This is a genomic window from Streptomyces sp. TLI_146 (assembly GCF_002846415.1).
Lineage (GTDB): Bacteria > Actinomycetota > Actinomycetes > Streptomycetales > Streptomycetaceae > Streptomyces.
In genome coordinates this window covers 2,426,340-2,451,710 of sequence record NZ_PJMX01000001.1, presented here as the reverse complement: position 1 = coordinate 2,451,710, position 25,371 = coordinate 2,426,340, and the positions used below count along the sequence as shown (strand labels likewise).

General features: G+C 73.6%; 23 protein-coding genes. 17 read left to right on the top strand and 6 right to left on the bottom strand.

Translation table 11 applies throughout. The features are described 5' to 3' along the window. The first annotated feature begins 19 nt into the window (after window positions 1-19). Window positions 20-979 carry a LysR family transcriptional regulator gene (locus BX283_RS11260; protein ID WP_257582550.1) on the top strand — a complete coding sequence of 320 codons (960 nt, stop codon included), beginning with the start codon at window positions 20-22 and terminating at the stop codon, window positions 977-979. Window positions 980-1,028: 49 nt separating this feature from the next. Here BX283_RS11260 and BX283_RS11255 read toward each other — a convergent pair whose 3' ends face one another. The 3 genes from BX283_RS11255 to BX283_RS11245 form a co-directional block, all read right to left on the bottom strand. Then, entirely contained in the window at window positions 1,029-1,733 is a 705-nt protein-coding gene (locus BX283_RS11255) for a gamma-glutamyl-gamma-aminobutyrate hydrolase family protein (RefSeq protein WP_101387485.1), read from the bottom strand. A gap of 43 nt (window positions 1,734-1,776) precedes the next feature. Next, a complete protein-coding gene (gene eat, locus BX283_RS11250; protein ID WP_101387484.1) occupies window positions 1,777-3,231 on the bottom strand; it encodes an ethanolamine permease in 1,455 nt (484 codons plus the stop codon). Window positions 3,232-3,487: 256 nt separating this feature from the next. Then, window positions 3,488-4,213 carry a FadR/GntR family transcriptional regulator gene (locus tag BX283_RS11245; protein WP_101387483.1) on the bottom strand — a complete coding sequence of 242 codons (726 nt, stop codon included), beginning with the start codon at window positions 4,211-4,213 and terminating at the stop codon, window positions 3,488-3,490. Window positions 4,214-4,291: 78 nt separating this feature from the next. On the opposite strand from BX283_RS11245, the gene BX283_RS11240 reads away from it, so the two are divergent. The 5 genes from BX283_RS11240 (at window position 4,292) to BX283_RS11220 (ending at window position 10,167) form a co-directional block, all read left to right on the top strand. Beyond that, window positions 4,292-5,656 carry a glutamine synthetase family protein gene (locus BX283_RS11240; RefSeq protein WP_101387482.1) on the top strand — a complete coding sequence of 455 codons (1,365 nt, stop codon included), beginning with the start codon at window positions 4,292-4,294 and terminating at the stop codon, window positions 5,654-5,656. Between the two features lie 8 nt (window positions 5,657-5,664). Then, window positions 5,665-7,044: an aldehyde dehydrogenase gene (locus BX283_RS11235; protein ID WP_101387481.1), complete on the top strand. Its 1,380-nt coding sequence runs from the start codon at window positions 5,665-5,667 to the stop codon at window positions 7,042-7,044. A 5-nt stretch (window positions 7,045-7,049) separates the two neighbouring features. Continuing rightward, a complete protein-coding gene (locus BX283_RS11230) occupies window positions 7,050-7,832 on the top strand; it encodes a 3-oxoacyl-ACP reductase (RefSeq protein ID WP_101387480.1) in 783 nt (260 codons plus the stop codon). A gap of 102 nt (window positions 7,833-7,934) precedes the next feature. Beyond that, window positions 7,935-9,203, top strand: a complete 1,269-nt coding sequence (locus tag BX283_RS11225) for a haloacid dehalogenase-like hydrolase (protein ID WP_101387479.1) — start codon at window positions 7,935-7,937, stop codon at window positions 9,201-9,203. 22 nt (window positions 9,204-9,225) lie between these two features. Further along, window positions 9,226-10,167, top strand: coding sequence for a DUF2510 domain-containing protein (locus tag BX283_RS11220; RefSeq protein ID WP_101387478.1), 942 nt, complete (start codon window positions 9,226-9,228; stop codon window positions 10,165-10,167). A gap of 21 nt (window positions 10,168-10,188) precedes the next feature. Here the strand turns inward: BX283_RS11220 and BX283_RS11215 are convergent, their stop codons facing one another. Next, on the bottom strand, window positions 10,189-11,391 hold the full coding sequence (locus BX283_RS11215; protein ID WP_101387477.1) for an amino acid deaminase/aldolase: 1,203 nt from the start codon (window positions 11,389-11,391) through the stop codon (window positions 10,189-10,191). 873 nt (window positions 11,392-12,264) lie between these two features. Here BX283_RS11215 and BX283_RS11210 point away from each other — a divergent pair. Beyond that, complete coding sequence (locus tag BX283_RS11210; protein WP_257582542.1) at window positions 12,265-12,858, top strand: hypothetical protein; 594 nt, start codon at window positions 12,265-12,267, stop codon at window positions 12,856-12,858. Beyond that, window positions 12,855-14,045 carry a type VII secretion-associated serine protease mycosin gene (mycP, locus tag BX283_RS11205; protein WP_101387476.1) on the top strand — a complete coding sequence of 397 codons (1,191 nt, stop codon included), beginning with the start codon at window positions 12,855-12,857 and terminating at the stop codon, window positions 14,043-14,045. Before BX283_RS11210 ends, mycP begins: the two co-directional genes overlap by 4 nt. A gap of 87 nt (window positions 14,046-14,132) precedes the next feature. On the opposite strand, the gene BX283_RS11200 is transcribed toward mycP, so the two are convergent. Further along, on the bottom strand, window positions 14,133-14,852 hold the full coding sequence (locus BX283_RS11200) for a serine hydrolase (protein ID WP_257582540.1): 720 nt from the start codon (window positions 14,850-14,852) through the stop codon (window positions 14,133-14,135). Window positions 14,853-14,927: 75 nt separating this feature from the next. Between BX283_RS11200 and BX283_RS11195 the strand changes: the two genes are divergently transcribed. Continuing rightward, a complete protein-coding gene (locus tag BX283_RS11195; RefSeq protein WP_101387474.1) occupies window positions 14,928-15,665 on the top strand; it encodes an SseB family protein in 738 nt (245 codons plus the stop codon). Between the two features lie 81 nt (window positions 15,666-15,746). On the opposite strand, the gene BX283_RS11190 is transcribed toward BX283_RS11195, so the two are convergent. After that, window positions 15,747-16,112: a DUF1844 domain-containing protein gene (locus BX283_RS11190; RefSeq protein ID WP_101387473.1), complete on the bottom strand. Its 366-nt coding sequence runs from the start codon at window positions 16,110-16,112 to the stop codon at window positions 15,747-15,749. Between the two features lie 341 nt (window positions 16,113-16,453). Between BX283_RS11190 and infC the strand changes: the two genes are divergently transcribed. From infC to BX283_RS11145, 8 genes are all read left to right on the top strand, one after another. Beyond that, window positions 16,454-17,128: a translation initiation factor IF-3 gene (infC, locus tag BX283_RS11180; protein WP_101387471.1), complete on the top strand. Its 675-nt coding sequence runs from the start codon at window positions 16,454-16,456 to the stop codon at window positions 17,126-17,128. Window positions 17,129-17,228: 100 nt separating this feature from the next. Continuing rightward, window positions 17,229-17,423 (top strand): 50S ribosomal protein L35, encoded by a 195-nt coding sequence (gene rpmI / locus BX283_RS11175; RefSeq protein ID WP_030754426.1) that lies wholly within the window; start codon window positions 17,229-17,231, stop codon window positions 17,421-17,423. Between the two features lie 105 nt (window positions 17,424-17,528). Beyond that, window positions 17,529-17,912, top strand: a complete 384-nt coding sequence (rplT, locus tag BX283_RS11170) for a 50S ribosomal protein L20 (protein WP_003970214.1) — start codon at window positions 17,529-17,531, stop codon at window positions 17,910-17,912. 270 nt (window positions 17,913-18,182) lie between these two features. Then, complete coding sequence (locus tag BX283_RS11165; protein ID WP_101387470.1) at window positions 18,183-19,019, top strand: RNA methyltransferase; 837 nt, start codon at window positions 18,183-18,185, stop codon at window positions 19,017-19,019. A gap of 82 nt (window positions 19,020-19,101) precedes the next feature. Continuing rightward, window positions 19,102-20,226 carry an ATP-binding protein gene (locus BX283_RS11160; RefSeq protein WP_101387469.1) on the top strand — a complete coding sequence of 375 codons (1,125 nt, stop codon included), beginning with the start codon at window positions 19,102-19,104 and terminating at the stop codon, window positions 20,224-20,226. A 153-nt stretch (window positions 20,227-20,379) separates the two neighbouring features. Further along, window positions 20,380-21,501 (top strand): phenylalanine--tRNA ligase subunit alpha, encoded by a 1,122-nt coding sequence (gene pheS, locus BX283_RS11155; RefSeq protein WP_101387468.1) that lies wholly within the window; start codon window positions 20,380-20,382, stop codon window positions 21,499-21,501. Then, window positions 21,501-24,032, top strand: coding sequence for a phenylalanine--tRNA ligase subunit beta (pheT, locus tag BX283_RS11150; protein WP_101387467.1), 2,532 nt, complete (start codon window positions 21,501-21,503; stop codon window positions 24,030-24,032). Before pheS ends, pheT begins: the two co-directional genes overlap by 1 nt. Before the next feature lie 214 nt (window positions 24,033-24,246). Continuing rightward, entirely contained in the window at window positions 24,247-25,314 is a 1,068-nt protein-coding gene (locus BX283_RS11145; protein WP_101387466.1) for a PP2C family protein-serine/threonine phosphatase, read from the top strand. The last annotated feature ends 57 nt before the right edge of the window (window positions 25,315-25,371 follow it).

The following is a 25,371-nucleotide window of genomic DNA, read 5'->3' as shown; positions in this document are numbered from 1 at the left end:
GAGGACATAACCTGGGCTTATGAGCATGAGCAGTGCGGAGGAGACCGGTCCGCTGTCGCGGCGGGTGCCCGATCTGAGCGCGATGGAGCTGCTGATCGCGGTCGCCCGGCACGGCAGCCTGGGGCGCGCCGCGCGCGACATGGGCATCACCCAGCCCGCCGCGAGCAGCCGCATCCGCTCGATGGAGCGGCACCTCGGCGTCGCCCTCGTCGACCGCTCGCCGCGCGGGTCCAAGCTCACCGCCGAGGGCGCGCTGGTGACGGACTGGGCGCGGCGGGTGGTGGAGGCGGCCGAGGCGTTCGACGCGGGCGCGCAGGCGCTGCGCGGGCGGCGCGACTCCCGGCTGCGGGTGGCCGCGAGCATGACCATCGCCGAGTACCTGCTGCCCGGCTGGCTGATCGCGCTGCGCGGCGAACGCCCGGGCACCGCCGTCTCGTTGCTCGCCGGGAACTCGGCGTTCGTGGCCGAGCGGCTGCTCTCCGACGAGGCGGACCTCGGGTTCGTGGAGGGCCTGGCCGTACCCGCCGGGCTCGACGGGGCCGTGATCGGCCACGACCGCCTGGTGGTGGTCACCGCGCCCTCCCACCCGTGGGCCCGGCGCCGCGCCCCGCTCGGCGCGGCCGAACTGGCCGCGACCCCGCTGATCCTGCGCGAGGAGGGCTCGGGCACCCGGCAGGTCCTGGACGCGGCGCTCGCGGCCGAGGGCGGGGTGGCCCGGCCGCTCCTGGAGCTCGCCTCCACCACGGCCGTGAAGGCGGCGGTGGTGAGCGGCGCGGGCCCTTCGGTCCTGAGCGAACTCGCCCTGGGGGAGGAGCTGGCGGGCCGCCGTCTGGTCCGCGTCCCCCTGGAGGGCCTGCGGCTGCGCCGCGACCTGCGCGCGGTCTGGCGCACGGCCCACCGCCCCACCGGCCCGGCCCGCGACCTGCTGTCGCTGACGCGGTCGGGGCCGGGGGCGGGGGCGGTGACGGGGTCGGGCTGAGGGGCCCCGGCGGGCTGAGGACTCCCGAGGCCGGTGGCGGCCGCGCGGCTCAGGACACCGGCACCCCCGCCCGGGCCTCCGCGGCCGCCACCAGCGCCCGCATCACCTTGGTGTCCTCGCCCAGCTCGGGGTGCCACTGGACGCCCAGCGCCCAGGCCTCGCCCGGCAGTTCGACCGCCTCGACGGTGCCGTCCCCGGCGCGGGCCGACACCACCAGGCCCTGGGCGAGACGGTCCACCGCCTGGTGGTGGTAGGTCGGCACGGACGCCTCGTCCGGCTCGATGCCCGCGTAGCGCGTACCGGGCACGGGGCGCACGGTGTGGCGGCCGACGACGCCGTGGCCGCCGGTGTGCCCGTCCAGGTGCTGGACGAGCGTGCCGCCGAGCGCCACGTTCAGGAGCTGCATCCCCCGGCAGATGCCGAGCAGCGGCGTCCCGGACGCCAACGCGGCCTCGATCAGGGCGGTTTCCCAGGCGTCCCGCTCCGGCGCGGGCGGCCCGGTCCTGGCGTCGCGGGCGGCCCCGTACCGTACCGGCTCCACGTCCGGGCCGCCCGCGATCACCACGCCGTCGAGCCGGGCCACCACCTGGGCGGCCGTCTCCGGGTCGTCCGGCGGGAGCATCGCGGTGAGCCCGCCCGCGGCCTTGACCAGGCGTGGGTAGTACGCGGGCAGCAGGGCGGCGGGCCAGTCCCACACCCCCCAGCGCACCGAGCTCTCCCAATACGTACTGACACCGATCAGTGGCCGTCCCACGTGTGCTCCTTCTCCTTCGGCAGTCGGACCCTCGGTCGGATCCTCACTCGCGCTCCAGCTCGGCCTCCGCCGCCGCGAGCGCCGCGAACTCCTCCTCGGGGGCCCGCGCGACCAGGTGCTTGCGGCTGTAGAGGCCGAAGTACCCGACGGCGACCGCGTACACCCCGAGTGCGATCAGCGCCGCCACCACGTCCACCAGGAACGTGGCCACCAGCGCCGCGCACGCGAGGACCAACGCGACCGAGGAGGTCAGCGCTCCTCCCGGCGTACGGTACGGCCGCTCCAGGTCCGGCTCGCGGCGGCGCAGCACGATGTGCGAGAGCGACATCAGTGCGTACGACACGGTCGCGCCGAAGACCGCGGCGTTCAGCATCCGTGCCCCGTCGCCGGTCGCGGCCGCCAGCGAGAAGGCGATCGCGCCGGGCACGAGCAGGCCCAGATAGGGCGCCTTGCGGCGGCTGGTCAGGGACAGGAAGCGCGGCAGATAGCCCGCCCGGGACAGGGCGAAGAGCTGGCGCGAGCCCGCGTAGATCAGCGAGAAGAACGACGCCACCAGGCCCGCCAGGCCCGCGTAGTTGACGATCCGGCTGAGGGCCGTGGCCTTGCCGTCCGGCTGGAGCGCCTCCACCAGCGGGTTGCCCGCGTCCTGGATGGCGGCCGAGCCGCGCGCGCCCGCCGAGGCGAAGAAGGTCAGCAGGGCGAGCACCACCAGGATGCCCATGGACCAGCGGATCGCCTTGGGGAGCGTACGGGCGGGGTCGCGGGTCTCCTCGGCGGCCAGCGGCACGCCCTCCACGCCGAGGAAGAACCACATGCCGAACGGGAACGCCGCCCAGATGCCCATCACGCCCATCGGCAGCCAGGAGCTCGCGCCGAACGCGTCCTCGTGGACGGCGATGTCGTCCAGCTTGGAGGCGTCGAAGTCGAGGAACGCGCCGACCGCGAAGACGAGCAGGGCCGCCACCGCGACGCCCGTGACGACGAAGCTGAACCGCAGCGCCTCGCCGACGCCCCACAGGTGGATGCCGATGAAGACGACGAAGCAGGCGAGGTAGACCGGCCAGCCGGAGGTGAGGCCGAACAGCCCGAGGGACTCCACGTAGTCGCCGATGAAGAGGGAGATCGCGGCGGGGGCGAGCACGTACTCGATGAGGATGGCCGTGCCGGTCAGGAAGCCGCCCCAGGGGCCGAGCGCGCGGCGGGCGAAGCCGTAGCCGCCGCCCGCCGTGGGCAGGACGGAGGAGAGCTCGGCGAGCGAGAAGACCATGCAGACGTACATCAGGCCCATCAGGGCCATGGCGATCGCGAGGCCGCCGAAGCCGCCCTCGGCGAGGCCGAAGTTCCAGCCGGAGTAGTCGCCGGAGACGACGTACGCCACGCCGAGCCCGGTCAGCAGCAGCCAGCCGGCGCTGCCGCGGCGGAGCGTACGGCGCTCCAGGTAGTCGTCCGCCGGTCCGGCGGCGGGGGGCTTGGCGGATTCCGTGGACTCGATGGTCATGACGCGGCTCCCGAACTGGACGGTGGCACGCAGGGCACGGCGATGCGGCGCCGGGCAGAGCGGCGGGCTCAATGGACTGGGGCCATACCTTTGCGGTGTTGACGGCCGGAAATCAAGCCCCTTGCGTTACGTCGGGGTAAACGGGGTGGAGGTGCCTCGCGGTACCGGGCGCCGATCAGGGGCGCGGGGCTGTGACATGTGCGGCTCCGCCGCGCGGGCGCGAGCAACCCACCACGGTCCGCGGACGAAAGGCCGCCTACGTCAAGAACCCCCGAAGCAGCGCAGCGGTCCCCGCGCAGTGCTCCCGCATCATCTCCCGCGCCCCGTCCGCGTCCCCGTCGAGCACCGCCTCGACCAGCGCGGTGTGCTGGCGCTGGGAGTGCTCCAAGTTCCTGACCAGCAGCGGGATGCAGTCCAGCAGATCGTTGACGGTCGCGCGCACGGCGGCGTACTGCGCGGTCAGCGTCGGTGAGCCGGAGAGCTCGGCGAGGGTCAGATGCAGCAGGGTGTCCAGCCGGCGGTAGTCGCTCAGCGGCGCGTCGTGCGTGCGGGCCAGCGCGTCCCGCAGCCGGTCGGCCTGCTCGTCGGTGAGCCCGTGCGCCGCGCACAGCCCGGCCGCGCCCACCTCCAGGACCTCCCGGAAGCGCAGCGCGTCCTCCACGTCGACCCCGGCCACCCGGCGCCGCAGCTCGTCCTCGCCGGGCGACTGGGCCCTGGGCAGCACGAACGTCCCGCCGTAGCGCCCGCGCCGCGCCTCCACCAGGCCCTGGTCGGTCAGCACCTTCAGGACCTCGCGCAGCGTCACCCGGCTGATGCCGAGCCGCTCGGCCAACTCCCGCTCCGACGGCAGCCGTTCGCCGCCGGGCACCAGACCCAGGCGTACGACCTGGAGGATCTGCTCCAGCGCCTCCTCGAAGCCGTTGCCGGCCCGTACGGTCCGCAGCACCGGCGCGAGCCGGTCCGAGGAATCCGGTTGCGACATCTGGCCGCACCCCCTTCCCAAGCAATGGTTCTCGGCAATACCTTATGGGCTCTCGGCTGACCGAAGGAGGCTTTTCCCGTGGCAGACCGCACACCCCCGCTCGACATCGAGGCGTTGCGCGCCCTCGTAGAGAGCGGCGAGATCGACACTGTGGTCCTGGCGTTCCCCGATATGCAAGGGCGGCTCCAGGGCAAGCGGTTCGCCGCACGATTCTTCCTCGACGAGGTCGCGGCCCACGGCACCGAGGGCTGCAACTACCTCCTCGCCGTGGACACCGAGATGAACACCGTCGAGGGCTACGCGATGTCGTCCTGGGAGCGGGGATACGGCGACTTCGCCATGCACCCCGACCTCGCGACCCTGCGCCGCGTCCCCTGGAACGAGGGCACCGCACTGCTGATCGCGGACCTCGCCTGGAACGACGGCTCGCCCGTCGTGGCCGCCCCGCGCCAGATCCTGCGCCGCCAGCTCGACCGGCTCGCCGAGCTCGGTCTGACCGCCCAGGTCGGCACCGAGCTGGAGTTCATCGTCTTCCGCGACAGCTACGAAGAGGCCTGGGACGCGGACTACCGGGGCCTGACCCCGGCCAACCAGTACAACATCGACTACTCGGTGCTCGGCACCGGCCGGATCGAGCCGCTGCTGCGCCGCATCCGCAACGAGATGGCGGCCGCGGGCCTGACCGTCGAGTCCGCCAAGGGCGAGTGCAACCCGGGCCAGCACGAGATCGTCTTCCGCTACGACGAGGCCCTGGTCACCTGCGACCAGCACGCCGTCTACAAGACCGGCGCCAAGGAGATCGCCTCCCAGGAGGGCGTCTCGCTCACCTTCATGGCGAAGTACAACGAGCGCGAGGGCAACTCCTGCCACATCCACCTCTCGCTCACCGACGAGGAGGGCCGCAACGTCATGCAGGGCGACGGGCCCGAGGGCATGTCGGACCTGATGCGGCACTTCCTCGCGGGCCAGCTGGCCGCCCTGCGGGACTTCTCGCTGCTTTACGCGCCGAACATCAACTCCTACAAGCGCTTCCAGCCCGGCTCCTTCGCGCCCACCGCCGTCGCCTGGGGCCACGACAACCGCACCTGCGCCCTGCGGGTCGTCGGCCACGGCCGCTCGACGCGGTTCGAGAACCGGCTGCCCGGCGGCGACGTCAACCCGCACCTCGCGGTCGCCGGACTGGTCGCGGCGGGCCTGTACGGGGTCGAGCACGAGCTGGAGCTGCCGGACGCCTGTACCGGCAACGCCTACACCGGCGACTACGAGCACGTCCCGACCACCCTGCGCGAGGCCGCCGAGCTGTGGGAGAACAGCCCCATCGCCAAGGCCGCCTTCGGGGACGAGGTGGTCGCGCACTACCGCAACATGGCGCGCGTCGAGCTGGACGCCTTCGACGCCGCGGTGACCGACTGGGAGCTCCGCCGCTCCTTCGAACGCCTGTGAGGCCCGCTGTGTCCGATCCGTACGACCCGACCGAGCACCAGGTGCTCAACCCGGCGACGGAGGAGGTCATCGCGACCGTCCCCGCCGCCACCGCCGCCGATGTGGACGCCGCCGTTGTGCGGGCCGCCCGGGCGCAGGTGACGTGGGCGGCGCTCGCCCCCGCCGACCGCGCCCGGCTGCTGCGCCGCTTCGCCGCAGCCGTCGACGGACACCTCGAAGAACTCGCCCAGCTGGAGGTGCGCGAGGCCGGGCACACCGTCGGCAACGCCCGCTGGGAGGCGGGCAACGTCCGTGATCTGCTCGACTACGCGGCCGGCGGAGTGGAACGCCTGACCGGGCGTCAGATCCCGGTCGCGGGCGGCCTGGACATCACCATCCTGGAGCCGCTCGGCGTCGTCGGCGTCATCGCGCCCTGGAACTTCCCGATGCCGATCGCCGCCTGGGGCACCGCCCCCGCGCTCGCGGCCGGCAACGCGGTGATCCTCAAGCCCGCCGAGACCACCCCGCTCACCGCCCTGCGCCTGGCCGAACTCGCTCTGGCGGCGGGCCTGCCCGAGCACCTCTTCCAGGTCCTGCCGGGCGCGGGCGCCGTCGCGGGCGACGCGCTGGTCGAGCACCCCGGCGTCGCCAAGATCGTGTTCACCGGCTCCACCCGGGTCGGCAAGCAGATCATGGCCAAGTGCGCGCAGCGGGTGAAGCGGGTCACCCTCGAACTCGGCGGCAAGAGCGCCAACATCGTCTTCGCGGACGCCGACGTCGAGGCCGCCGCGGCCGCCGCCCCCATGTCCTTCCTCGACAACAGCGGCCAGGACTGCTGCGCCCGCACCCGCATCCTCGTCCAGCGCCCGGTCTACGACCGCTTCCTGGAGCTCCTCGCCCCCGGCATCGAGTCCGTGGTCGTCGGCGACCCGGCCGACGAGAAGACCCAGATGGGCCCGCTGATCTCGCGGACCCAGCTGGAGCGGGTACGCGGCTACGTCCCCGGCGACCTGCCGGGCATCCGGGGCACCGCCCCCGAGGGCCCCGGCTTCTGGTTCGCGCCCACCGTCGTCACCGGCGTCTCGCCCGACGCCCCGGTGGCGGTCGACGAGGTCTTCGGGCCGGTCGCGGTCGTCCTCCCCTTCGACGACGAGGCCGACGCCGTACGGCTGGCCAACGCGACCGAGTACGGCCTGTCCGGCTCGATCTGGACCCGTGACGTGGGGCGCGCGCTGCGCGTCTCCGGCGCCGTCGCGGCGGGCAACCTCTCCGTCAACTCGCACTCCAGCGTGCGCTACTGGACCCCCTTCGGCGGCTACAAGCAGTCCGGCCTCGGCCGTGAACTCGGCCCGGACGCGCTGGCCGCCTTCACCGAAACCAAGAACGTCTTCATCAGCACGGAGGCCTGAGCAACATGACCGACGACATCACTTGCCGCCGCCTGGTCGGCCGTACCGCCGTCATCACCGGAGCCGGCAGCGGCATCGGTCTGGCGGCCGCGCGCCGGCTCGCCTCCGAGGGCGCCCATGTGGTCTGCGGCGACATCGACGAGGCGGCCGCCAAGAAGGCCGCGGACGAGGTCGGCGGGCTCGCCGTGCGCGTCGACGTCACCGACGCCGAGCAGGTCGACGCGCTCTTCAAGGCCGCGTACGACACCTACGGCAGCGTCGACATCGCCTTCAACAACGCCGGGATCTCGCCCCCCGACGACGACTCCATCCTGGAGACCGGCCTGGAGGCGTGGAAGCGGGTCCAGGAGGTCAATCTGACCTCGGTCTACCTGTGCTGCAAGGCGGCCATCCCGTACATGCGCGAGCAGCGCCGGGGCTCGATCATCAACACCGCGTCCTTCGTGGCCCGGATGGGCGCGGCGACCTCGCAGATCTCCTACACCGCGTCCAAGGGCGGCGTCCTCGCCATGTCGCGCGAGCTGGGCGTGCAGTTCGCCCGCGAGGGAATCCGCGTCAACGCGCTCTGCCCGGGGCCGGTCAACACCCCGCTGCTGCAGGAGCTGTTCGCCAAGGACCCGGAGCGGGCGGCGCGGCGCCTGGTGCACATCCCGCTCGGCCGGTTCGCCGAGGCCGACGAGATCGCCGCCGCCGTGGCCTTCCTGGCCAGCGACGACTCCTCGTTCGTCAACGCCACCGACTTCCTGGTGGACGGCGGTATCTCGGGCGCGTACGTGACGCCGCTCTAGGCGTTCACCTGTACTCCACCCACCCGACAGCCGGGCGTCGCACGACGCCCGGCTGTGCTGTCTACCGTCCCCGGTGATCTTTTGTTCGTGACAGGAGTGTTCATGCGCAGTGCACGTCGTTGGCAGGCCGCGGCCGCCGCCCTGGCGATCGCGGGCAGCGCCTTCGCCGCCGCCCCCACCGCCCAGGCGAGGACCGGCGCGTGCCCCCAACTCACCGTGACACAGGGCTGGTACGGCCAGAACAAGGCCCGCCTCCAGGAGCTCGTCGACACCTACGGGAGCTGCGGCCGGGGCGCGGCCAAGAGCCACAAGCCCGTCGCGGTCTTCGACTGGGACAACACCGTCGTCAAGAACGACGTCGGCGACGCCACGATGTACTGGATGCTGCGCCACTCCAAGATCCGCCGCCCGTCGCACGGCGACTGGCACACCACCAGCCGCTATCTGACCGACCTGGCCGCCGCCGCACTCGCCGTCGCCTGCCCGTCCGGCGCCACCACCCTGCCCACCGCCACCGACACACGCTGCGCCGACGAGATACGTACGGTCTACGGGGACGGGAAGACGACGGGCGGGGCCACCGCTTTCGCGGGCTGGGACCGGCGCACGATCGAGCCGCAGTACGCCTGGCTCGCCCAGCTGATGAGCGGCTGGCGCACCGCCGATGTCCGCTCCTTCGCCCGGGCCGCCCGGGCCGAGAACCTGGCCGCGCCGATCGGCGCCGAGCAGCAGGTCGGCACGGCGAAGGTGACGGGCTGGGTGCGCTACTACGACCAGCAGCGCGATCTGATCCGTACCCTCCGCAAGGCCGGGTTCGACGTCTGGATCACCTCGGCGTCGCCCGAGCCGGTCGTCGACGTGTGGGCTGGCGGCGTCGGCATCGCGCCGGACCACACCATCGGCATCCGCCCGGTCACCGCGCACGGGCGGATCACCCCGCACCTCAAGGGCTGCGGCTCGGTGGCGGACGGCGAGGACGCGATGATCACGTACATCGACGGCAAGCGGTGCTGGATCAACCAGGAGGTGTTCGGGGTGCGCGGGGCCGCCGCCGAGCGGGTGCAGCCCGCCGCGCGGCGCCAGGTCTTCGCGGCCGGCGACTCCGACACGGACGTCTCGTTCCTGCGCGACGCGACCGGCCTGCGGCTCGTCCTGAACCGCAACAAGAACGAGCTGATGTGCCGGGCGTACGACAACGGCGACGGCCGCTGGATCGTCAACCCCATGTTCATCCAGCCCAAGGGGCGCAAGAGCGGCGCCTACCCGTGCGCCACCACCGCGTACACCGACCACGACGGCGGTGCCGCCCCGGTCCGCCGGTCCGACGGCACGGTCGTGCCCGACCAGCAGGACACGGTGTACGGCGGCTGAACCGTCGCTCTAGGGTGGCCCGATGAGCATGACGACACCGCCCGGCTGGTACCCGGATCCGGGCACGCCCGTGCTGGAGCGCTGGTGGGACGGCACCGCCTGGACCGGGCACACCAGGGCCGCCGGTCAGCCGGCGGTGCCGCCGTCGCCGCCGACCGTTCCCCTGGGGCCCGTCGCGCCGCGGCCCCGGCCGCGCGGCCGGGGCCCGGTGGTCGCCGTGGCCGCTGCCGCCGCGGTGCTCGTCACGGCACTGGTGGCCGGGGTCATCGTCCTGAACGGGGACGACGGGGAGGCGAAGGCCGACGCGGCACCCGGCTCCGCGACGGCCACGCCGACCGCCTCGCGGGCGCAGAGCACGGCCCCCGCGCCGCCGCCCTCGGCCGGCGACGACCCGAACCTCCTGGTCGATCAGCTCAACGGCATCACCCTGCCGGTCCTGCCGGGCTGGGAGAAGGCCGAGTCCAGGATCGACGGCCTGCCCACCATGCAGACCAAGGAGACCTACGACTGCCCGGGCGACTCGGGCGCGTTCTGCCACCACGCCTGGGTCAACACCCGTACGCCGAGCCGCACCGACCTCAGGACCGCCGAGGCACTGGCCAAGCACGACATCGCGGACGCGGCCGACGCCGCGTTCGGGGACGACGCCGTCGGCCGGCGGCGGTACGGCGGGATCGTCTCGCACCGCGAGGTGAAGTCCGGGGCCGTGGTGGTCGCCGGGCGCACCGGATACCTGGTGCGCTGGAGCGTGAGGACGGGGGCGGGGCCCGGCGGTCAGGTGCAGTCGCTGGCCTTCCCGTCGAGCGTCGGCAGCGAGTCGATGGTCCTCATCCGCTTCGCCTTCGACGCGGGGAGAGGCGCCCCGCCGCTCACCGTCCTCGACCGTATCACCTCGGGGATCCGGGCCCTCGGCGGCCAGGAGAGCGGCGGGGTCGGCAGCAGCCTGGCGCCACCGGCCCCGTGAACGGCCGCGAGGCCCGCGCCCTCAGAGGAACGTGCGCCCCTCGCCCCGGTACGTGGGGACGGTCGCGGTGACGCGGTCGCCCTCCACCAGCTGCAACTCGTCGAACCGCTCGCACAGTTCACCGGCCTTGGCGTGCCGGAACCACACCTTGTCCCCGATCAGCAGATCGTCGGCGGCCGTGCCGAGCAGCGGAGTCTGCACCTCCCCGGCGCCCTCCTGCGGGTCGTAGCGCAGCCCCTCGGGGAGGTACGGGACGGGCAGCCGGTCCACGCCCGCCGCCCCGGACGCGGGGTAGCCGCCGCCGAGCACGGTGACGACGCCCACGCCCGGGCGGCGCACCACGGGCTGGGCGAAGAGCGCGGCGGGGCGCCCGGTGAACGACGTGTAGTTGTCGAAGAGCCGCGGCACATAGAGCCCTGACCCGGCGGCGATCTCCGTGACGGCGTCCTCGGCCGCGGTGTGCTGGACGCTGCCGGTCCCGCCGCCGTTGACGAACTCCAGGTCGGGCGCGACGGCCCGGACCGCCCGCACCACCTCGGCCCGGCGGGCCGCGAGCTCCCTGCGCGCGGCGGTCTGCATCAGCCGGATCGCGCGCGAGCGCACCGGCCGCCCCGCGATGTCGTCCCCCACCCCGGCGACGTGACCCTCGTACGCCATCAGCCCGACCAGGCGGAAGCCCGGACGCCGCGCGACGGCACGGGCGAGCTCGGCCAGTTGCGCGGGCTCGCGCAGCGGGGAGCGGCGGGCACCGACCCGCACGCGCCCGCCGAACAGCTGGAGCGAGGTGTCCAGTTCCAGACAGATCCGTACGGGAAGGTCGTCCCGGTCCCGGGCCCGGTCGATGAGGTCGAGCTGGGCCGGGTCGTCGACCATCACCGTGATGGCGGCCGCCAGCTTGGGATCGGCGGCGAGCTCCGCGAAGCGGGCCCGGTCGGCGGACGGATAGGCGAGGAGGACGTCCTCGAACCCGGCCCGGGCCAGCCAGACCGACTCCGCCAGCGTGAACGACATGATCCCGGCGAACCCGTCCCTGGCCAGCACCCGTTCGAGCAGGGCCCGGCAGCGCACGGACTTGCTGGCGACCCGGATCGGCTTGCCCTGCGCGCGCCGGACCAGGTCGTCGGCGTTGGCGTCGAACGCCTCCAGGTCCACGAGCGCGAGCGGGGCGTCGAGATGGGCGGTGGCCCGGTCGTACCGGGCCCGGTCTGCGGCGCGGGGAGTCATGCGCAGAGCCTGCCAGAACGGCTTACCCGGGGGTAGGGGGACGAGTCGGTGCAGATGCCCCGACCACGGACCGCCGCCCTGCCGCCTCGCCCCAGCCCGTAAAGTAGCGCCCACGCGGCGACGAACGGCCCTGCCGGCCAAGCCGATCCGCAGCGCACGCACCAGGGGTACGAGGGGGGCCATTGACCACGGACGCACAACGCCCCCCGGCCGCGGCGCGCCGCCCCGCGCAGGACGAGCCGGACCGCGACGCCGTGGCCGGACCCACGCCGCTCCCCGCCTCGGGCGAGCCCGCCGTCCCGCGGAGGGGCGCGCCGAGCCCCCGCCGGCCCATGGACGAAGCACCCGGCAGGCCGCCGTCCGCCGCCGCGCCGCCGCGCTCGGCCATCGACCTTCTGGACGCGGCGCTGCCGCCCCGCGCTCCCATACCCGCCAAGCCCCCGACGGCTCCGGCGGCGGACGCGGTGCGCGCGGCCGCGCCGACGCGTACGTCCCCGCCGCCCGCGCGCCCGCCCTTCCCGCCGCACCCCACCCCGACGCGCCCCCCGGCCCCGCCGACGCCGCCCCGCCCGCGGGGCCCGCACCCGTCGCCGCGTCGCGGTCCGCCGCCGTCCCGCCGCAGCCCACCGTGCCCGCGCCCCGGCCCGCCGCGCCGCCGTTCCCCGGGACCGTTCCGCACCCCGTGCCGCCCATACCCCTCGCCGCGCCCCCGGCCCGGCGCAGGGGCCGGGCCGTCGCGGCCGCCGTCTGTCTGGTGCTGGGGATCGGGCTGGTCGGCGGCGCCGCCGCCGGGAGCTGGCTGAGCGGGGGGCCGGGGGAGCGGACGCCCGGGGCGGGTACACCGCCGCCCGGGAGATGTGGCACAGCACCCCCGTGGACACCCTCTTCCCGCCGACCCTCAACGGCAGCGGCGCCGGGCCGGGCGGCGCCGACCGCGTGTGGACCCGCGTCGGGGTCGCGCCCGACGCGGGGTGCGCCGGAGCGCTCGACCCGCTGCTGCTCAAGGCGCTCCAACCCGTCGGCTGCGCCCGGCTGTTGCGGGCCACGTACACCGACGCCACCTCCTCCGCCGTCACCACCGTCGGGCTCGTCTTCACCGAGGCCGACGCCGACGCGATGCGCGCGCTGCGCACCCGGTTCAGCGACGAGTCCCTCGGCGACCGCGACGACCTGATGCCGCGCCCGTACGCCGTCGAGGGCACCCCCGCCGCCCGGTTCGGCGACAAGCAGCGGGCGAGCTGGACCGTACGCGTCCTCACCGACGCCCCCGTCGTCGTCTACTCCGTCACCGGCTTCGCCGACGCCCGTACCGTCACCGCTCCGCAGCCCGCCGACCGCGCCCTGGACGAGGGCGCGACGGAGGCCCCCGTCGAGGCGGGGCTCACCTACGACGCCAAGGGCATCGCGGACCGCGTGGAACGGGCCCTGCGCAAGACCGCCGCCACCGGAACGAAGAAGCCGTCATGACCTCGCCCCGCCGTACGCCCCGGCGTGCCGCCGCCCTCGCCGCCGCGGCCTCCTTCGCGCTCCTCCTGCCCGCCGCCCCCGCGCACGCGGACGTCATCCGGGACCGCCAGTGGGAGCTCGCCGCCATGCACACGCAGCAGGCGTGGCGGACGACCAAGGGCAAGGGCATCACCGTCGCCGTGCTCGACACCGGGGTCGACGCCACCCACCCCGACCTCGCCGGACAGGTCCTCACCGGCAAGGACCTCGTCGGCTTCGGGGCCGGCCGGGGCAGCCGCGACTGGGCCCGGCACGGCACCGCCATGGCCGGGATCATCGCGGGCCACGGACACGGGCCGGGCCGGGGGGACGGCGTCCTCGGCATCGCCCCCGAGGCCAGGATCCTGCCGGTCCGGGTGATCCTCGAATCCACCGACCCGGCGCGCAAGAAGGCCCGCGAGTCACGCGGCGGCGCACTCGCCGAGGGCATCCGCTGGGCCGCCGACCAAGGCGCCGACGTCATCAACCTCTCCCTCGGCGACGACAGCGCCTCCGCGCACCCCGAGCCGTCCGAGGACGCCGCCATCCAGTACGCCCTCGCCCGGGGCGCCGTCGTCGTCGCCTCCGCGGGCAACGGCGGCGAACAGGGCGACCACGTCTCCTACCCCGCCGCCTACCCGGGCGTCATCGCCGTCGCCGCCGTCGACCGCTACGGCACGCACGCCGCCTTCTCCACCCGCCGCTGGTACGCCACCGTCTCCGCGCCCGGTGTGGACGTGGTGATAGCGGACCCGGACCGCAAGTACTACGAAGGCTGGGGCACCAGCGCCGCCTCCGCCTTCGTCTCCGGCGCCGTCGCCCTCGTCCGCGCGGCCCACCCCGGCCTCTCCCCGGCCCAGATCAAGACCCTGCTCGCGGACACCGCCCGCAACGCGCCCAAGGGCGGGCGCGACGACGCGCGCGGCTACGGCAGCGTCGACCCGGCCGCCGCGCTGGCCGAGGGCGCCCGCCTCAAGCCCGACGTACGGACGAACACGGCGACCGGCCACGCCGGCACGTACTTCGGCGCGGGCCCCGACAAGGAGAAGGACGACGACCACCGCGGCGACTGGCTCGCCGCGCTCGCGGCCGTCGCGGGCGCCCTGCTGCTCACCGCGTCCCTGACCCTGTGGCGCGGCAGCCGCACGGCCGAACACGCGGGCGCCTGAGACCGTACGATCCGGGGCGGCCCCCGGGAACGCCTGAGAGTGTGTTGCCGAACCCCCGTCCGCGCCTCGACGCCCGGCACGCGGCTCTCACCACCCGGCCCCCACCGCCCGCACCGCCGCCCGGGCCGCCTCCTCCACCGCCGACACCCCCGCCTCCAGCGACGTGTGCCCGTCCGACAGGACCGCCACCAGCCAGCCGTGGCCGTCGGCCGTCGTGACGCGGCCGATGCTGTTCACCACCCACAGCCCCGTCGTGCTGCGCGGCAGCCAGCCGTTCTTCAGGGCCCAGCCGGTGCCCGCCGCCGACACGCCCCAGTCCTGGCCCAGGACCGTACGGCCCATCAGCGCCCCCACATAGCCCCGCGCCCGCGCGTCCAGCGCCGAATCCGCCCCGAACACCGCCCTCAGCAGCGCCAGCCGGTCCCGGGCCGTGGTCTGCGTCAGCCCCCACGCCGCCGCGCCCGCCGTTTCCGTCAGGCCGAGCCGCGCGTTGGCCCCGTCGAGCCCGGCCGGGCCGCCGATCACCTGCCACAGCGCGGTCGCCGCGTCGTTGTCGCTGCGCTCGATCATGTCGGCCGCGTACGCCCGCTCCTGCCCGGTCAGCCCGCGGCCCTCGTCCTGGGCCCGCAGCAGCAGGGCCGCGAGGATGTCCACCTTGACGACGCTCGCCGAGTCGTACGTACGCCCCGCGCCCCCGTACACCGCTTCCCCGCCGCCGACCAGGTCGTACACCCCCAGCGACAGCGAACCCCCGGCCCGCTCGGCCACCGGGGCCACGGCCGCCGACACCACCGCGTTCGGATCCATGCGCACCAGTCTCGCGCCCTGGCCGGCCATTCCCCTGGTGCAGGGGCCGGGGCGGGCCCCCGTTAGGCTCGTGGCGTGGCGCTCAAGAACATCCCGGACCCCGGTTTCTCCGACGACGACGGCACCGCCGACCCCGAACTCACGGCGGCGCTCGCCGCCTGGGCCGAGGACCGGGGGAGCGGCGCGGCCCAGTCGCGCGTCCTGGCCGCGCTCAAGGGCGCCCGGCTGCTCGTCCCCGTCGTCGCCGTGCTCGGGGAGGTGGAGACCGATGAGAACGGGCTGCGCCGCGAGAAGACCAGCGACATGGCGGTGCCCACGCTCACCGCGGGCGACCGCAAGGCGCTGCCCGCCTTCACCTCGCTCGCCTCGCTCGCGCTGTGGGACCCCGAGGCCCGGCCCGTCGCCGTACCGCTGCAGCAGGCGCTCCAGGCCGCCGCGCACGAGCGCGCCGACACGGTCGTCCTCGATCTGGCGGGGCCCGTCGCGTACGAACTGAAGGGCGGCGCGCTGCTCGCCCTCGCCGAGGGGCGCACCAGCGCCGACCCGCTCGACGACCCGGCGGTCATCGAGGCCGTGCGCACGGCGGTCGCCGCCGAGCCGGCCGTCCTGCGCGCCCACCTCGGCCCCGGCAGCGCCGACGGCACCCTCGCCCTGGTCCTCGCCGAGGGTACGGTGGCGGCCGACGCCGCGCGCCGGGTCGTCGAGCTGCTCGCCGCCGACGAGGTGCTGCGCGCCCGGCTCGTCCAGGGCCTCGACCTGGCCCTGCTCCCGGCCGCGGCCCCGCAGCCCAACGAGCCCCTGTTCACGCGCTGAGCCCGGACGGGCGGCAGACATGAAGAAGCGCCTCCGGTTCGACCGGAGGCGCTTCGCTTCGTACGGGTGGAGGACCGGCGACTAGCCGTACACCGGGCCCGTGTACTTCTCGCCCGGGCCCTGGCCCGGCTCGTCCGGGACGATCGACGCCTCGCGGAAGGCGAGCTGGAGCGACTTCAGGCCGTCGCGCAGCGGGGCGGCGTGGAACGAGCTGATCTCGGTGGTGCTGGCGTCGAGCAGACCGGCCAGCGCGTGCACGAGCTTGCGGGCCTCGTCCAGGTCCTTGTGCTCGTCGCCCTCCTCCGTCAGTCCGAGCTTCACCGCGGCGGCGCTCATCAGGTTCACGGCGACCGTGACGATCACCTCGACGGCCGGGACCTCCGCGATGTCGCGGGTCATGGTGTCGAAGTCGGTGGTCCCGGAGGACTGGGGGGAGGTCTCACTCATGCCTCACACGATAGGCGCTGCGGCGGTGTGCACACGATTGGCCCCCGTGCCGGTGTGCTGCTAACCTTGTGTAACGACCGGCCAGGCACTCCCATGTGCCCGGCCCACAAGTGGAGGCTCCGATCTCCCACCTGACTGCCCTCCGGGGCGGCGGGTCATCCGGTCAGACGGCCGCCATCGTTCCGTACGGACGATGGAGCCGTCCGATGTGCGCCCCGCGGTTGACCGCGGCGGTGCTCCGGTTGTTCTTGGAGCCCCGCCTGTGTCCCGTCCGGGGCATTTTTCATTTGCCGCGGCGGTTGGTCCGAGTGAAGACATACGCGGCTGTCCACCGGGCAGACGTGTGGTGCTACCGAGGAGGATCCATCAGCGCCGAGCCCCGCATCAACGACCGGATTCGCGTTCCCGAAGTGCGACTTGTCGGTCCCAGCGGCGAGCAGGTCGGGATTGTTCCGCTTGCCAAGGCCCTGGAGCTCGCACAGGAGTACGACCTGGACCTGGTCGAGGTCGCGGCGAACGCCCGTCCGCCCGTGTGCAAGCTCATGGACTACGGGAAGTTCAAGTACGAGTCGGCCATGAAGGCCCGTGAGGCGCGCAAGAACCAGGCGCACACGGTCATCAAGGAGATGAAGCTCCGGCCGAAGATCGACCCGCACGACTATGACACCAAGAAGGGTCACGTCGTCCGGTTCCTCAAGCAGGGCGACAAGGTCAAGATCACGATCATGTTCCGTGGTCGTGAGCAGTCCCGGCCGGAGCTCGGCTACCGACTGCTCCAGCGTCTCGCTTCGGATGTGGAGGACCTCGGCTTCGTCGAGTCCAGCCCGAAGCAGGACGGCCGGAACATGATCATGGTCCTCGGTCCGCACAAGAAGAAGACCGAGGCAATGGCCGAAGCCCGCGAGGCGCAGGCCGCCCGCAAGGCGGAGCGCCAGGGTCAGCCCGTCGCCGACGAGGACGGTTCCGTCGAGGAGCCCGTCGTCGAGGCGTCGGCCGAGGAACCTGCCGAGGCCTGATTCCCGGGCCGCCGGCCCAGGACAACCGATACATATGACGCTCCCGCGCGCCGGTCCCCGGACCGGCTGGGAGCGCCACTGACGAGGAGATAACGGCGCTATGCCGAAGAACAAGTCGCACAGCGGTGCCAGCAAGCGCTTCAAGATCACCGGCTCCGGCAAGGTGCTCCGTGAGCGTGCCGGCAAGCGCCACCTGCTCGAGCACAAGTCGTCCAAGCTGACGCGTCGCCTCACCGGCAACGCCGAGATGGCCCCGGGCGACGCCAAGAAGATCAAGAAGCTTCTCGGCAAGTGACGTTCCTCCGCCCCCGGTGACCGGGGGCGGGACGTCGAGACCGGGACCTATTCGAATTCGGGCCGTGTGAATACGCACCACGGCCCCGCTACAAGGAGTTAACAAGTGGCACGCGTCAAGCGGGCAGTCAACGCCCACAAGAAGCGCCGGGCGATCCTCGAGGCGGCCTCCGGCTACCGCGGTCAGCGTTCGCGCCTGTACCGCAAGGCCAAGGAGCAGGTTACCCACTCGCTGGTCTACAACTACAACGACCGCAAGAAGCGCAAGGGCGACTTCCGTCAGCTGTGGATCCAGCGCATCAACGCCGCTGCCCGCCAGAACGGCATGACGTACAACCGCCTCATCCAGGGTCTGAAGGCCGCCAACATCGAGGTGGACCGCAAGATCCTGGCCGAGCTCGCGGTCAACGACGCCAACGCGTTCGCCGCGCTCGTCGAGGTCGCGCAGAAGGCGCTGCCGAGCGACGTCAACGCCCCGAAGGCCGCGTAAGCGCCTGACGGCTTGTTGAGCCGGACCGGACCCGCAGGCCATCGGCCTGCGGGTCCGGGTGCGTTCGGACCCGGACTTCCGTTCGTCTGCGGGCCGTCCCCAACTGGTCGCGCAGTTCCCCGCGCCCCTGAAAATGCCGCTGCGCGGCATCTCCCTGGGCGCCCCGCAGGGGCGCTTCAGGGGCGCGGGGAACTGCGCGAGCAACCCACCACGGTCCGCAGACGAACACCGGGTCCAGAAGCCCCCCGCCCCCTCGTAGAGAGACCGCACATGCCCACCCCCGAGCTGATCTCCCCCCGCTCCCCCCGCGTCGCCGCCGCCAAGCGGCTCGCGCGGCGCAACTTCCGGGGGAAGGAGCGGCGGTTCATCGCCGAGGGGCCGCAGGCCGTGCGGGAGGCCGTGGAGCACCGGGTCGGCGGGGAGGGCACGCTCGTCGAGCTGTTCACCACCGTCGAGGCCGCGGAGCGGTACGCGGACATCGTGGCCGCCGCCCGCGACGCCGGGGCCCGGGTGCACTACGCGGACGACGAGGTGCTCGCCGAGGTCTCGCAGACCGTCACCCCGCAGGGGCTCGTCGGGGTCTGCCGGTTCCTGGACTCGCCGTTCGAGGAGATCCTCAAGGCGCGGCCCAAGCTGGTCGCCGTGCTCGCGCACGTCCGCGACCCCGGCAACGCCGGCACCGTACTGCGCTGCGCGGACGCCGCCGGCGCCGACGCGGTCGTCCTGACCGACGCCTCCGTCGACCTGTACAACCCCAAGTCCGTGCGCGCCTCGGTCGGTTCGCTCTTCCATCTGCCGGTCGCCGTCGGCGTACCCGTCGAGCAGGCCGTGCAGGGGCTGCGGGACGCCGGGGTACGCATCCTCGCCGCCGACGGGGCGGGCGAGGACGACCTCGACGACGAGCTCGACGCGGGCACCATGGGCGGCCCCACCGCCTGGATCTTCGGCAACGAGGCCTGGGGCCTGCCGGAGGAGACCCGGGCGCTCGCGGACGCCGTGGTGCGCGTCCCTATCCACGGCAAGGCCGAGAGCCTCAACCTGGCGACCGCCGCCGCGGTGTGCCTGTACGCCTCGGCGCGGGCCCAGCGCACCCGTACTCCTCGCTGAGGGGGTCCGCACCGTCACCTCCAGCTAGTAGTGTGACGGGCTCGGGGGCCCACTGTGCGCTTCGGAGAGGTGGGATACGGGGATGGCTGTCGGCGTGAGGACCATCGGTGACAATGCCCTGGTGCGCGCTTCCGGTGGCCCGGGCGCCCTGGGGATAGACCCCGAGGACCTGCCCGACGGTCTCGTCGTCGCCGACGAGAAGGGCCGGGTCATCTGCTTCAACGCGGCCGCCGCCCGGATCACCGCCGTCTCCAAGCGCGACGCGCTCGGCGTGGAGCTGGAGCGCGCCCTGCCGCTGGAGGACCTCAAGGGCCGCCGCTGGTGGCAGCTGACCGACCCGTACGGCGGCCTCGCCATCCGTGTCGGCCAGCCCGAGCGCAATCTGCTGCTGCCGGGCGGGCGCGAGGTACTGGTCTCCGCGCGGTACGTGCGCGAGCACCCCATGGGCCCGGTGCGCCGGGTCGTGGTGAGCCTGCGCTCGACCGAGGCCCGGCGGCGCACCGAGCGCAGCCACGCCGAGCTGATCGCCACCGTCGCCCATGAGCTGCGCTCGCCGCTGACCTCGGTCAAGGGCTTCACCGCCACGCTGCTCGCCAAGTGGGAGCGGTTCACCGACGACCAGAAGCGGCTGATGCTGGAGACCGTCGACGCCGACGCCAACCGCGTCACCCGGCTGATCGCCGAGCTGCTCGACATCTCGCGGATCGACTCCGGCCGTCTGGAGGTGCGCCGCCAGCCGGTGGACATAGCGGCCGCCGTCGGCCGCCACATCCAGGCCCATGTCGCCTCCGGGCAGGCCCCCGACCGCTTCCTCGTCCGCATCCAGCGCCCGCTGCCCGATCTGTGGGCGGATCCGGACAAGATCGACCAGGTCCTGGGCAACCTGCTGGAAAACGCGGTGCGCCACGGCGAGGGAACCGTCACCATCGAGGTGGCACCCGCGCCCGTCCGCATCGACGAGCACGACGAGAAGGGAACGGCCGTCACCGTGAGCGACGAAGGCCCCGGCATCCCCGAGGAGTCGATGGGCCGTGTCTTCACCCGCTTCTGGCGGGGCAGCAAACGCGGCGGCACCGGCCTCGGCCTCTACATCGTCAAGGGCATCGTGGAGGCGCACGGCGGCACCATCACCGTGGGCCGCGGCTCCGGCGGCGGCGCCGAGTTCCGATTTATCCTGCCCGTCGGCGCCCCGGCCTACCTCCAGTAAGGACCGCCGGGCAGCCCACGGGCGCATGTGCGTACCCGCACCCCGTTAGACTCGACCTTTGGCGCGTTTGTGTCCGTGTCGTCGCGCTCGCGCGGTCGAGTCGCTGTCGCGGTGGCGGACCCCCAGCCAAGCCAATCGGAAGTACGGGAAGAGATGTCGGCACCCAATAAGTCGTACGACCCTGTTGAGGTCGAGGCACTGAAACCGGAAGAGATCGAGCGCATGCGGGACGAGGCGCTCGCCGCCTTCGCCGCGGCCGGTGACCTCGAAGCGCTCGCACACGCGAAGACCGCGCACGCCGGTGGCACCTCGCCCCTGTCGCTCGCCAACCGCGAGATCGGCGCCCTGCCGCCGCAGGCCAAGGCCGCGGCGGGCAAGCTCGTGGGCATGGCCCGCGGCGCGGTGAACAAGGCGCTGGCCGCCCGCCAGGCCGAGCTGGAGGCCGAGCGCGACGCACGCGTGCTGGTCGAGGAGGCGGTGGACGTCTCGCTGCCGTACGACCGCGTACCGGTCGGCGCCCGCCACCCGCTGACCACGCTCTCCGAGCGCATCGAGGACATCTTCGTGGCCATGGGCTACGAGGTCGCCGAGGGCCCGCAGGTCGAGGCCGAGTGGTTCAACTTCGACGCGCTCAACATCGGCCCGGACCACCCGGCCCGCGGCGAGGCGGACACCTTCTTCGTCCAGGCCGCCGACGGCACGGCGAACTCCGGCACGGTGCTGCGCACGCACACCTCCCCGGTGCAGATCCGCTCGCTGCTCGACCGCGAGCCGCCGGTCTATGTGATCTGCCCCGGCCGGGTCTACCGCACGGACGAGCTGGACGCCACGCACACCCCGGTCTTCAACCAGGTCGAGCTGCTCGCCGTGGACGAGGGCCTGACCATGGCGGACCTCAAGGGCACCCTGGACCACATGGTCCAGTCGCTCTTCGGCCAGGACATGAAGACCCGGCTGCGGCCGAACTTCTTCCCGTTCACCGAGCCGTCCGCCGAGATGGACATGGTCTGCTACGTGTGCCGTGGCGAGTCCGTCGGCAACCCCGACCGCCCCTGCCGCACCTGCTCCAGCGAGGGCTGGATCGAGCTCGGCGGCTGCGGCATGGTCAACCCCAAGGTGCTCGTCGCCTGCGGCGTCGACCCTGAGAAGTACAGCGGATTCGCCTTCGGCTTCGGCATCGAACGCCTGCTGATGTTCCGCCACAACGTCGAAGACATGCGAGACATGGTCGAGGGTGACGTCCGGTTCACCCGGCCGTTCGGGATGGAGATCTGATGCGGGTCCCGCTTTCTTGGCTGCGGGAGTACGTCGACCTGCCGGCGACGGAGACCGGCCGTGACGTCCAGGCCAAGCTCGTTTCCGCCGGCCTCGAGGTCGAGACCGTCGAGCAGCTCGGCGCCGGCCTCAAGGGCCCCCTCGTCGTCGGCCAGGTGCTGACCATCGAGGAGCTGGAGGGCTTCAAGAAGCCCATCCGCTTCTGCACGGTCGACGTCGGCACGGCCAACGGCACCGGTGAGCCGCAGGAGATCGTCTGCGGCGCGCGCAACTTCCAGGTCGGCGACAAGGTCGTCGTGGTGCTCCCCGGCGCCGTGCTGCCCGGCGACTTCGCCATCGCCGCGCGCCAGACGTACGGCAAGACCTCGCACGGCATGATCTGCTCCGGCGACGAGCTGGGCATGGGCGACGACGGCAGCGGCGGCATCATCGTCCTGCCGCCCGAGCACGAGGCCGGCACCGACGCCATCGAGCTCCTGGAGCTCGTCGACGAGGTCCTGGACATCGCCGTCACCGCCAACCGCGGCGACTGCCTCTCCATGCGCGGCGTGGCCCGCGAGACCGCCATCGCGTACGGCCTGCCGCTGCGCGACCCGGCGCTGCTCGACGTGCCCGCGCCCAACTCGTACGGCTACCCGGTCAAGATCTCCGACCCGATCGGCTGCGACCGCTTCACCGCGCGCACCGTGGGCGGCCTCGACCCCGAGGCCCGCTCCCCGATCTGGCTCCAGCGCCGCCTCCAGAAGGCCGGCATGCGGCCGATCTCGCTCGCCGTCGACGTCACCAACTACGTGATGATCGAGCTCGGCCAGCCGCTGCACGCCTACGACCGCACGCGGGTCGACGGCCCCATCGGGGTCCGCCGCGCCGAGCCCGGCGAGGTGCTCACCACCCTCGACGGCGCCAAGCGCAAGCTGGACGCCGCCGACCTGGTCATCACCGACAACCGGGGCCCGATCGGCCTGGCCGGTGTGATGGGCGGCGCCAACACGGAGATCGCCGACTCGGTCACCGACCCGGAGACCGGACAGGTCAAGGGCACCACCGAGGTGGTCATCGAGGCCGCGCACTTCGACCCGGTCGCCATCGCCCGCACCGCGCGCCGCCACAAGCTGTCCTCCGAGGCGTCCAAGCGCTTCGAGCGCGGCGTCGACCCGCAGGCGGCCTCCGCGGCCGCCCAGCGGACCGTCGACCTGCTGGTGCTGCTCGCGGGCGGCACCGCCGAGGCCGGTGTCACCGAGGTCATCGCGCCCTCCGCGCCGCGCACCATCTCCGTCGCCGCCGACCACCCGGACAAGGTGGCGGGCGTCGACTACGGCCGCGAGACCGTCGTGCGCCGCCTCCAGGAGATCGGCTGCGACGTCTACGGGCAGGACGAGCTCGTCGTCACCGTGCCCTCGTGGCGCCCCGACCTCACCGAGCCGAACGACCTCGCCGAGGAGGTCATCCGCCTGGAGGGGTACGAGAACCTGCCCTCCACGCTGCCCAGGCCCCCGGCCGGGCGCGGGCTCACCGAGCGGCAGCGGCTGCACCGCCGCGCGGGCCGCGCGCTGGCGGGCGCCGGTTACGTCGAGGCGCTGAACTACCCGTTCGTCTCCGAGCAGGTCTTCGACCAGCTGGGCCTGGAGGCCGGCGACCCGGCCCGCCGTGTCGTGAAGCTGGTCAACCCGCTCAACGACGAGGAGCCGGCGCTGCGCACCATGCTGCTGCCGGGGCTGCTCACCGCGCTGCGCCGCAACGACGGCCGCGGCAGCCACGACCTGGCGCTCTTCGAGACCGGTCTGGTCTTCCAGCCGGTCGACGGGCAGCAGGGCGTCGCCGTCCAGCTGCCCGTCGACCGCCGCCCCACCGACGAGGAGATCGCCGCGCTCGACGCCGTGCTGCCCGCGCAGCCCCGGCACGCGGCCGTCGTCCTCGCCGGTGCGCGCGAGCAGGCCGGCTGGTGGGGCAAGGGCCGCCCGGCGGACTGGGCCGACGCGGTCGAGGCCGCCCGGACCCTGGCCGCCGAGGCGGGCGCCGAACTCATCGTCCAGCAGGGCCAGTACGGGCCGTGGCACCCGGGCCGCTGCGCCGAGCTCGCCGTCGTCATCGACAGCGAGATCGTGGTGATCGGCCACGCGGGCGAGCTGCACCCGCGCGTGCTCAAGGCGCTGAGCCTGCCCGAGCGCACCTGCGCCATGGAGCTCGACCTGGACCTGCTGGCGAAGGCCGGAGAGGGCGCCCTCCAGGCGCCGCGGATCTCCACCTTCCCGGTGGCCACCCAGGACGTGGCGCTGGTCGTCGACACGGAGGTCCCCTCGGCCGTCGTCGAGTACTTCCTGCGCGGCGGCGCCGGTGAACTCCTGGAGTCCATCCGGCTGTTCGACGTCTACACCGGCGAGCAGATCGGCGAGGGCAAGAAGTCGCTGGCGTACGCCCTGCGCTTCCGCGCCGCCGACCGCACGCTGACCGTCGAGGAGGCCTCGGCCGCCCGCGACGCGGCGGTGGCCCTGGCCGCCGAGCGCACGGGCGCGGTGCTCCGCGGGGCGTAACCCCCAGGCAGGACCCTCGAAGGGCGCATCCGGACCACCGGATGCGCCCTTCGCGCATGTCCGCACGCCTTCTCACTCGTTCGGGTGAGAAGAGGGAGCGATGTACGCAAAAGGGGGCGCACCGTCGACAGAATCAATCCGGTCGTGAGGGCCGGGGCGGCCGGTGGTGGCCGGTACAGGGGTGAACGGTGCAGAGGCCAGGGGGGCCGACGGCATGATCCGTACCAGAAGTTGGACGGCGTCCTGCGCGAGCGCCCTCGGTACGGGCCGGGGGCTCGCCCTGTCGCTGCCCGTCCTGTGGCTGGTCCTGGTCGTCGTCTGGCAGCTGACCTGCCCGCTGGTCACCGACGAGTCCATGGGCCTGCGGATCGCCACCTGCGCGGCCTTCCTGATCGCGGTGGTCTGTCTGGTGCACGGCGTACGGCTGGGCGCGGCACGGGAGTTGCGGCTCGTGCAGGAGGTCGCCGACGCCGCCCAGCGGGTGCTGCTGCGGCCCCCGCCGCCCCGCCTCGACGGGCTCACCGTGGCCGCCGGACAGCTCTGCGCGAGCCGGGGCGCGGTGGTCGGCGGCGATCTGTACGAGGCGATGGCCACGCCGTACGGGGTGCGGGTCGTCATGGGCGACGTACGCGGACACGGCCTCGGCTCGCTGGCGGCGGTCGCGGCGGTGCTCGGCAGCTTCCGCGAGGCCGCGCACGACGAGCCGGACCTGGCGGGCGTGCTGCGGCGGCTGGAGCGGGCGCTGCAACGGCACTTGCGCGAACGGGCCCGCGCCGAGCACCCGGCGAGCTGCGCGGGCGCGCCGGACAGCCCGCTCGCCGAGGAGTTCGTGACCGTACTGCTCCTGGAGATCCGCGCCGACGGCCTGGTGCTCGCCCTCAACTGCGGCCATCCATGGCCCTACCGGCTGTGCGGCGGCGCCGAGCCGCTGGTGCCGGGCGACCCGCTGCCGCCGCTCGGCTCCTTCCCGCTGCCCGCCGAACTGCCGCTGCACCGCTGCACCCGGCTGCTGCCCGGGGAGGCCCTGTGTCTGCACACGGACGGCGCCGAGGATGCCCGGGACCGCGCCGGGCGGTTCTTCCGGCTGCAGGAAGTACTCGCCCGGGCGGCCCTGGACACCCCGCTGTCACCCGCCGCGGTGGTCCACTGCGTACAGCGGGAGCTGCTGCGGCACACCGGCGGACAACTGGCCGACGACGTGGCGCTGATGGTGCTGCGCAACGACCGGGTGCGTGTGCCCGCGCAGCCCGGAGCCGTCCGGACCGCGCAGGCGCGGCGCTGAGGCGGTGGCGCGTGCGCCGTCGGCCCTGCCGCGGAGTGACGGGCAGTTCGGCAGGAC

Excerpts from the sequence above, each read along its gene's own strand:
- BX283_RS11260 (WP_257582550.1), top strand. The coding sequence starts at position 20 with ATGAGCATGAGCAGTGCGGAGGAGACCGGTCCGCTGTCGCGGCGGGTG.
- eat (WP_101387484.1), bottom strand. The coding sequence starts at position 3,231 with ATGACCATCGAGTCCACGGAATCCGCCAAGCCCCCCGCCGCCGGACCG.
- BX283_RS11245 (WP_101387483.1), bottom strand. The coding sequence starts at position 4,213 with ATGTCGCAACCGGATTCCTCGGACCGGCTCGCGCCGGTGCTGCGGACC.
- BX283_RS11230 (WP_101387480.1), top strand. The coding sequence starts at position 7,050 with ATGACCGACGACATCACTTGCCGCCGCCTGGTCGGCCGTACCGCCGTC.
- BX283_RS11225 (WP_101387479.1), top strand. The coding sequence starts at position 7,935 with ATGCGCAGTGCACGTCGTTGGCAGGCCGCGGCCGCCGCCCTGGCGATC.
- BX283_RS11220 (WP_101387478.1), top strand. The coding sequence starts at position 9,226 with ATGAGCATGACGACACCGCCCGGCTGGTACCCGGATCCGGGCACGCCC.
- BX283_RS11215 (WP_101387477.1), bottom strand. The coding sequence starts at position 11,391 with ATGACTCCCCGCGCCGCAGACCGGGCCCGGTACGACCGGGCCACCGCC.
- mycP (WP_101387476.1), top strand. The coding sequence starts at position 12,855 with ATGACCTCGCCCCGCCGTACGCCCCGGCGTGCCGCCGCCCTCGCCGCC.
- BX283_RS11200 (WP_257582540.1), bottom strand. The coding sequence starts at position 14,852 with ATGGATCCGAACGCGGTGGTGTCGGCGGCCGTGGCCCCGGTGGCCGAG.
- BX283_RS11190 (WP_101387473.1), bottom strand. The coding sequence starts at position 16,112 with ATGAGTGAGACCTCCCCCCAGTCCTCCGGGACCACCGACTTCGACACC.
- rpmI (WP_030754426.1), top strand. The coding sequence starts at position 17,229 with ATGCCGAAGAACAAGTCGCACAGCGGTGCCAGCAAGCGCTTCAAGATC.
- BX283_RS11165 (WP_101387470.1), top strand. The coding sequence starts at position 18,183 with ATGCCCACCCCCGAGCTGATCTCCCCCCGCTCCCCCCGCGTCGCCGCC.
- BX283_RS11160 (WP_101387469.1), top strand. The coding sequence starts at position 19,102 with ATGGCTGTCGGCGTGAGGACCATCGGTGACAATGCCCTGGTGCGCGCT.
- pheS (WP_101387468.1), top strand. The coding sequence starts at position 20,380 with ATGTCGGCACCCAATAAGTCGTACGACCCTGTTGAGGTCGAGGCACTG.
- pheT (WP_101387467.1), top strand. The coding sequence starts at position 21,501 with ATGCGGGTCCCGCTTTCTTGGCTGCGGGAGTACGTCGACCTGCCGGCG.
- BX283_RS11145 (WP_101387466.1), top strand. The coding sequence starts at position 24,247 with ATGATCCGTACCAGAAGTTGGACGGCGTCCTGCGCGAGCGCCCTCGGT.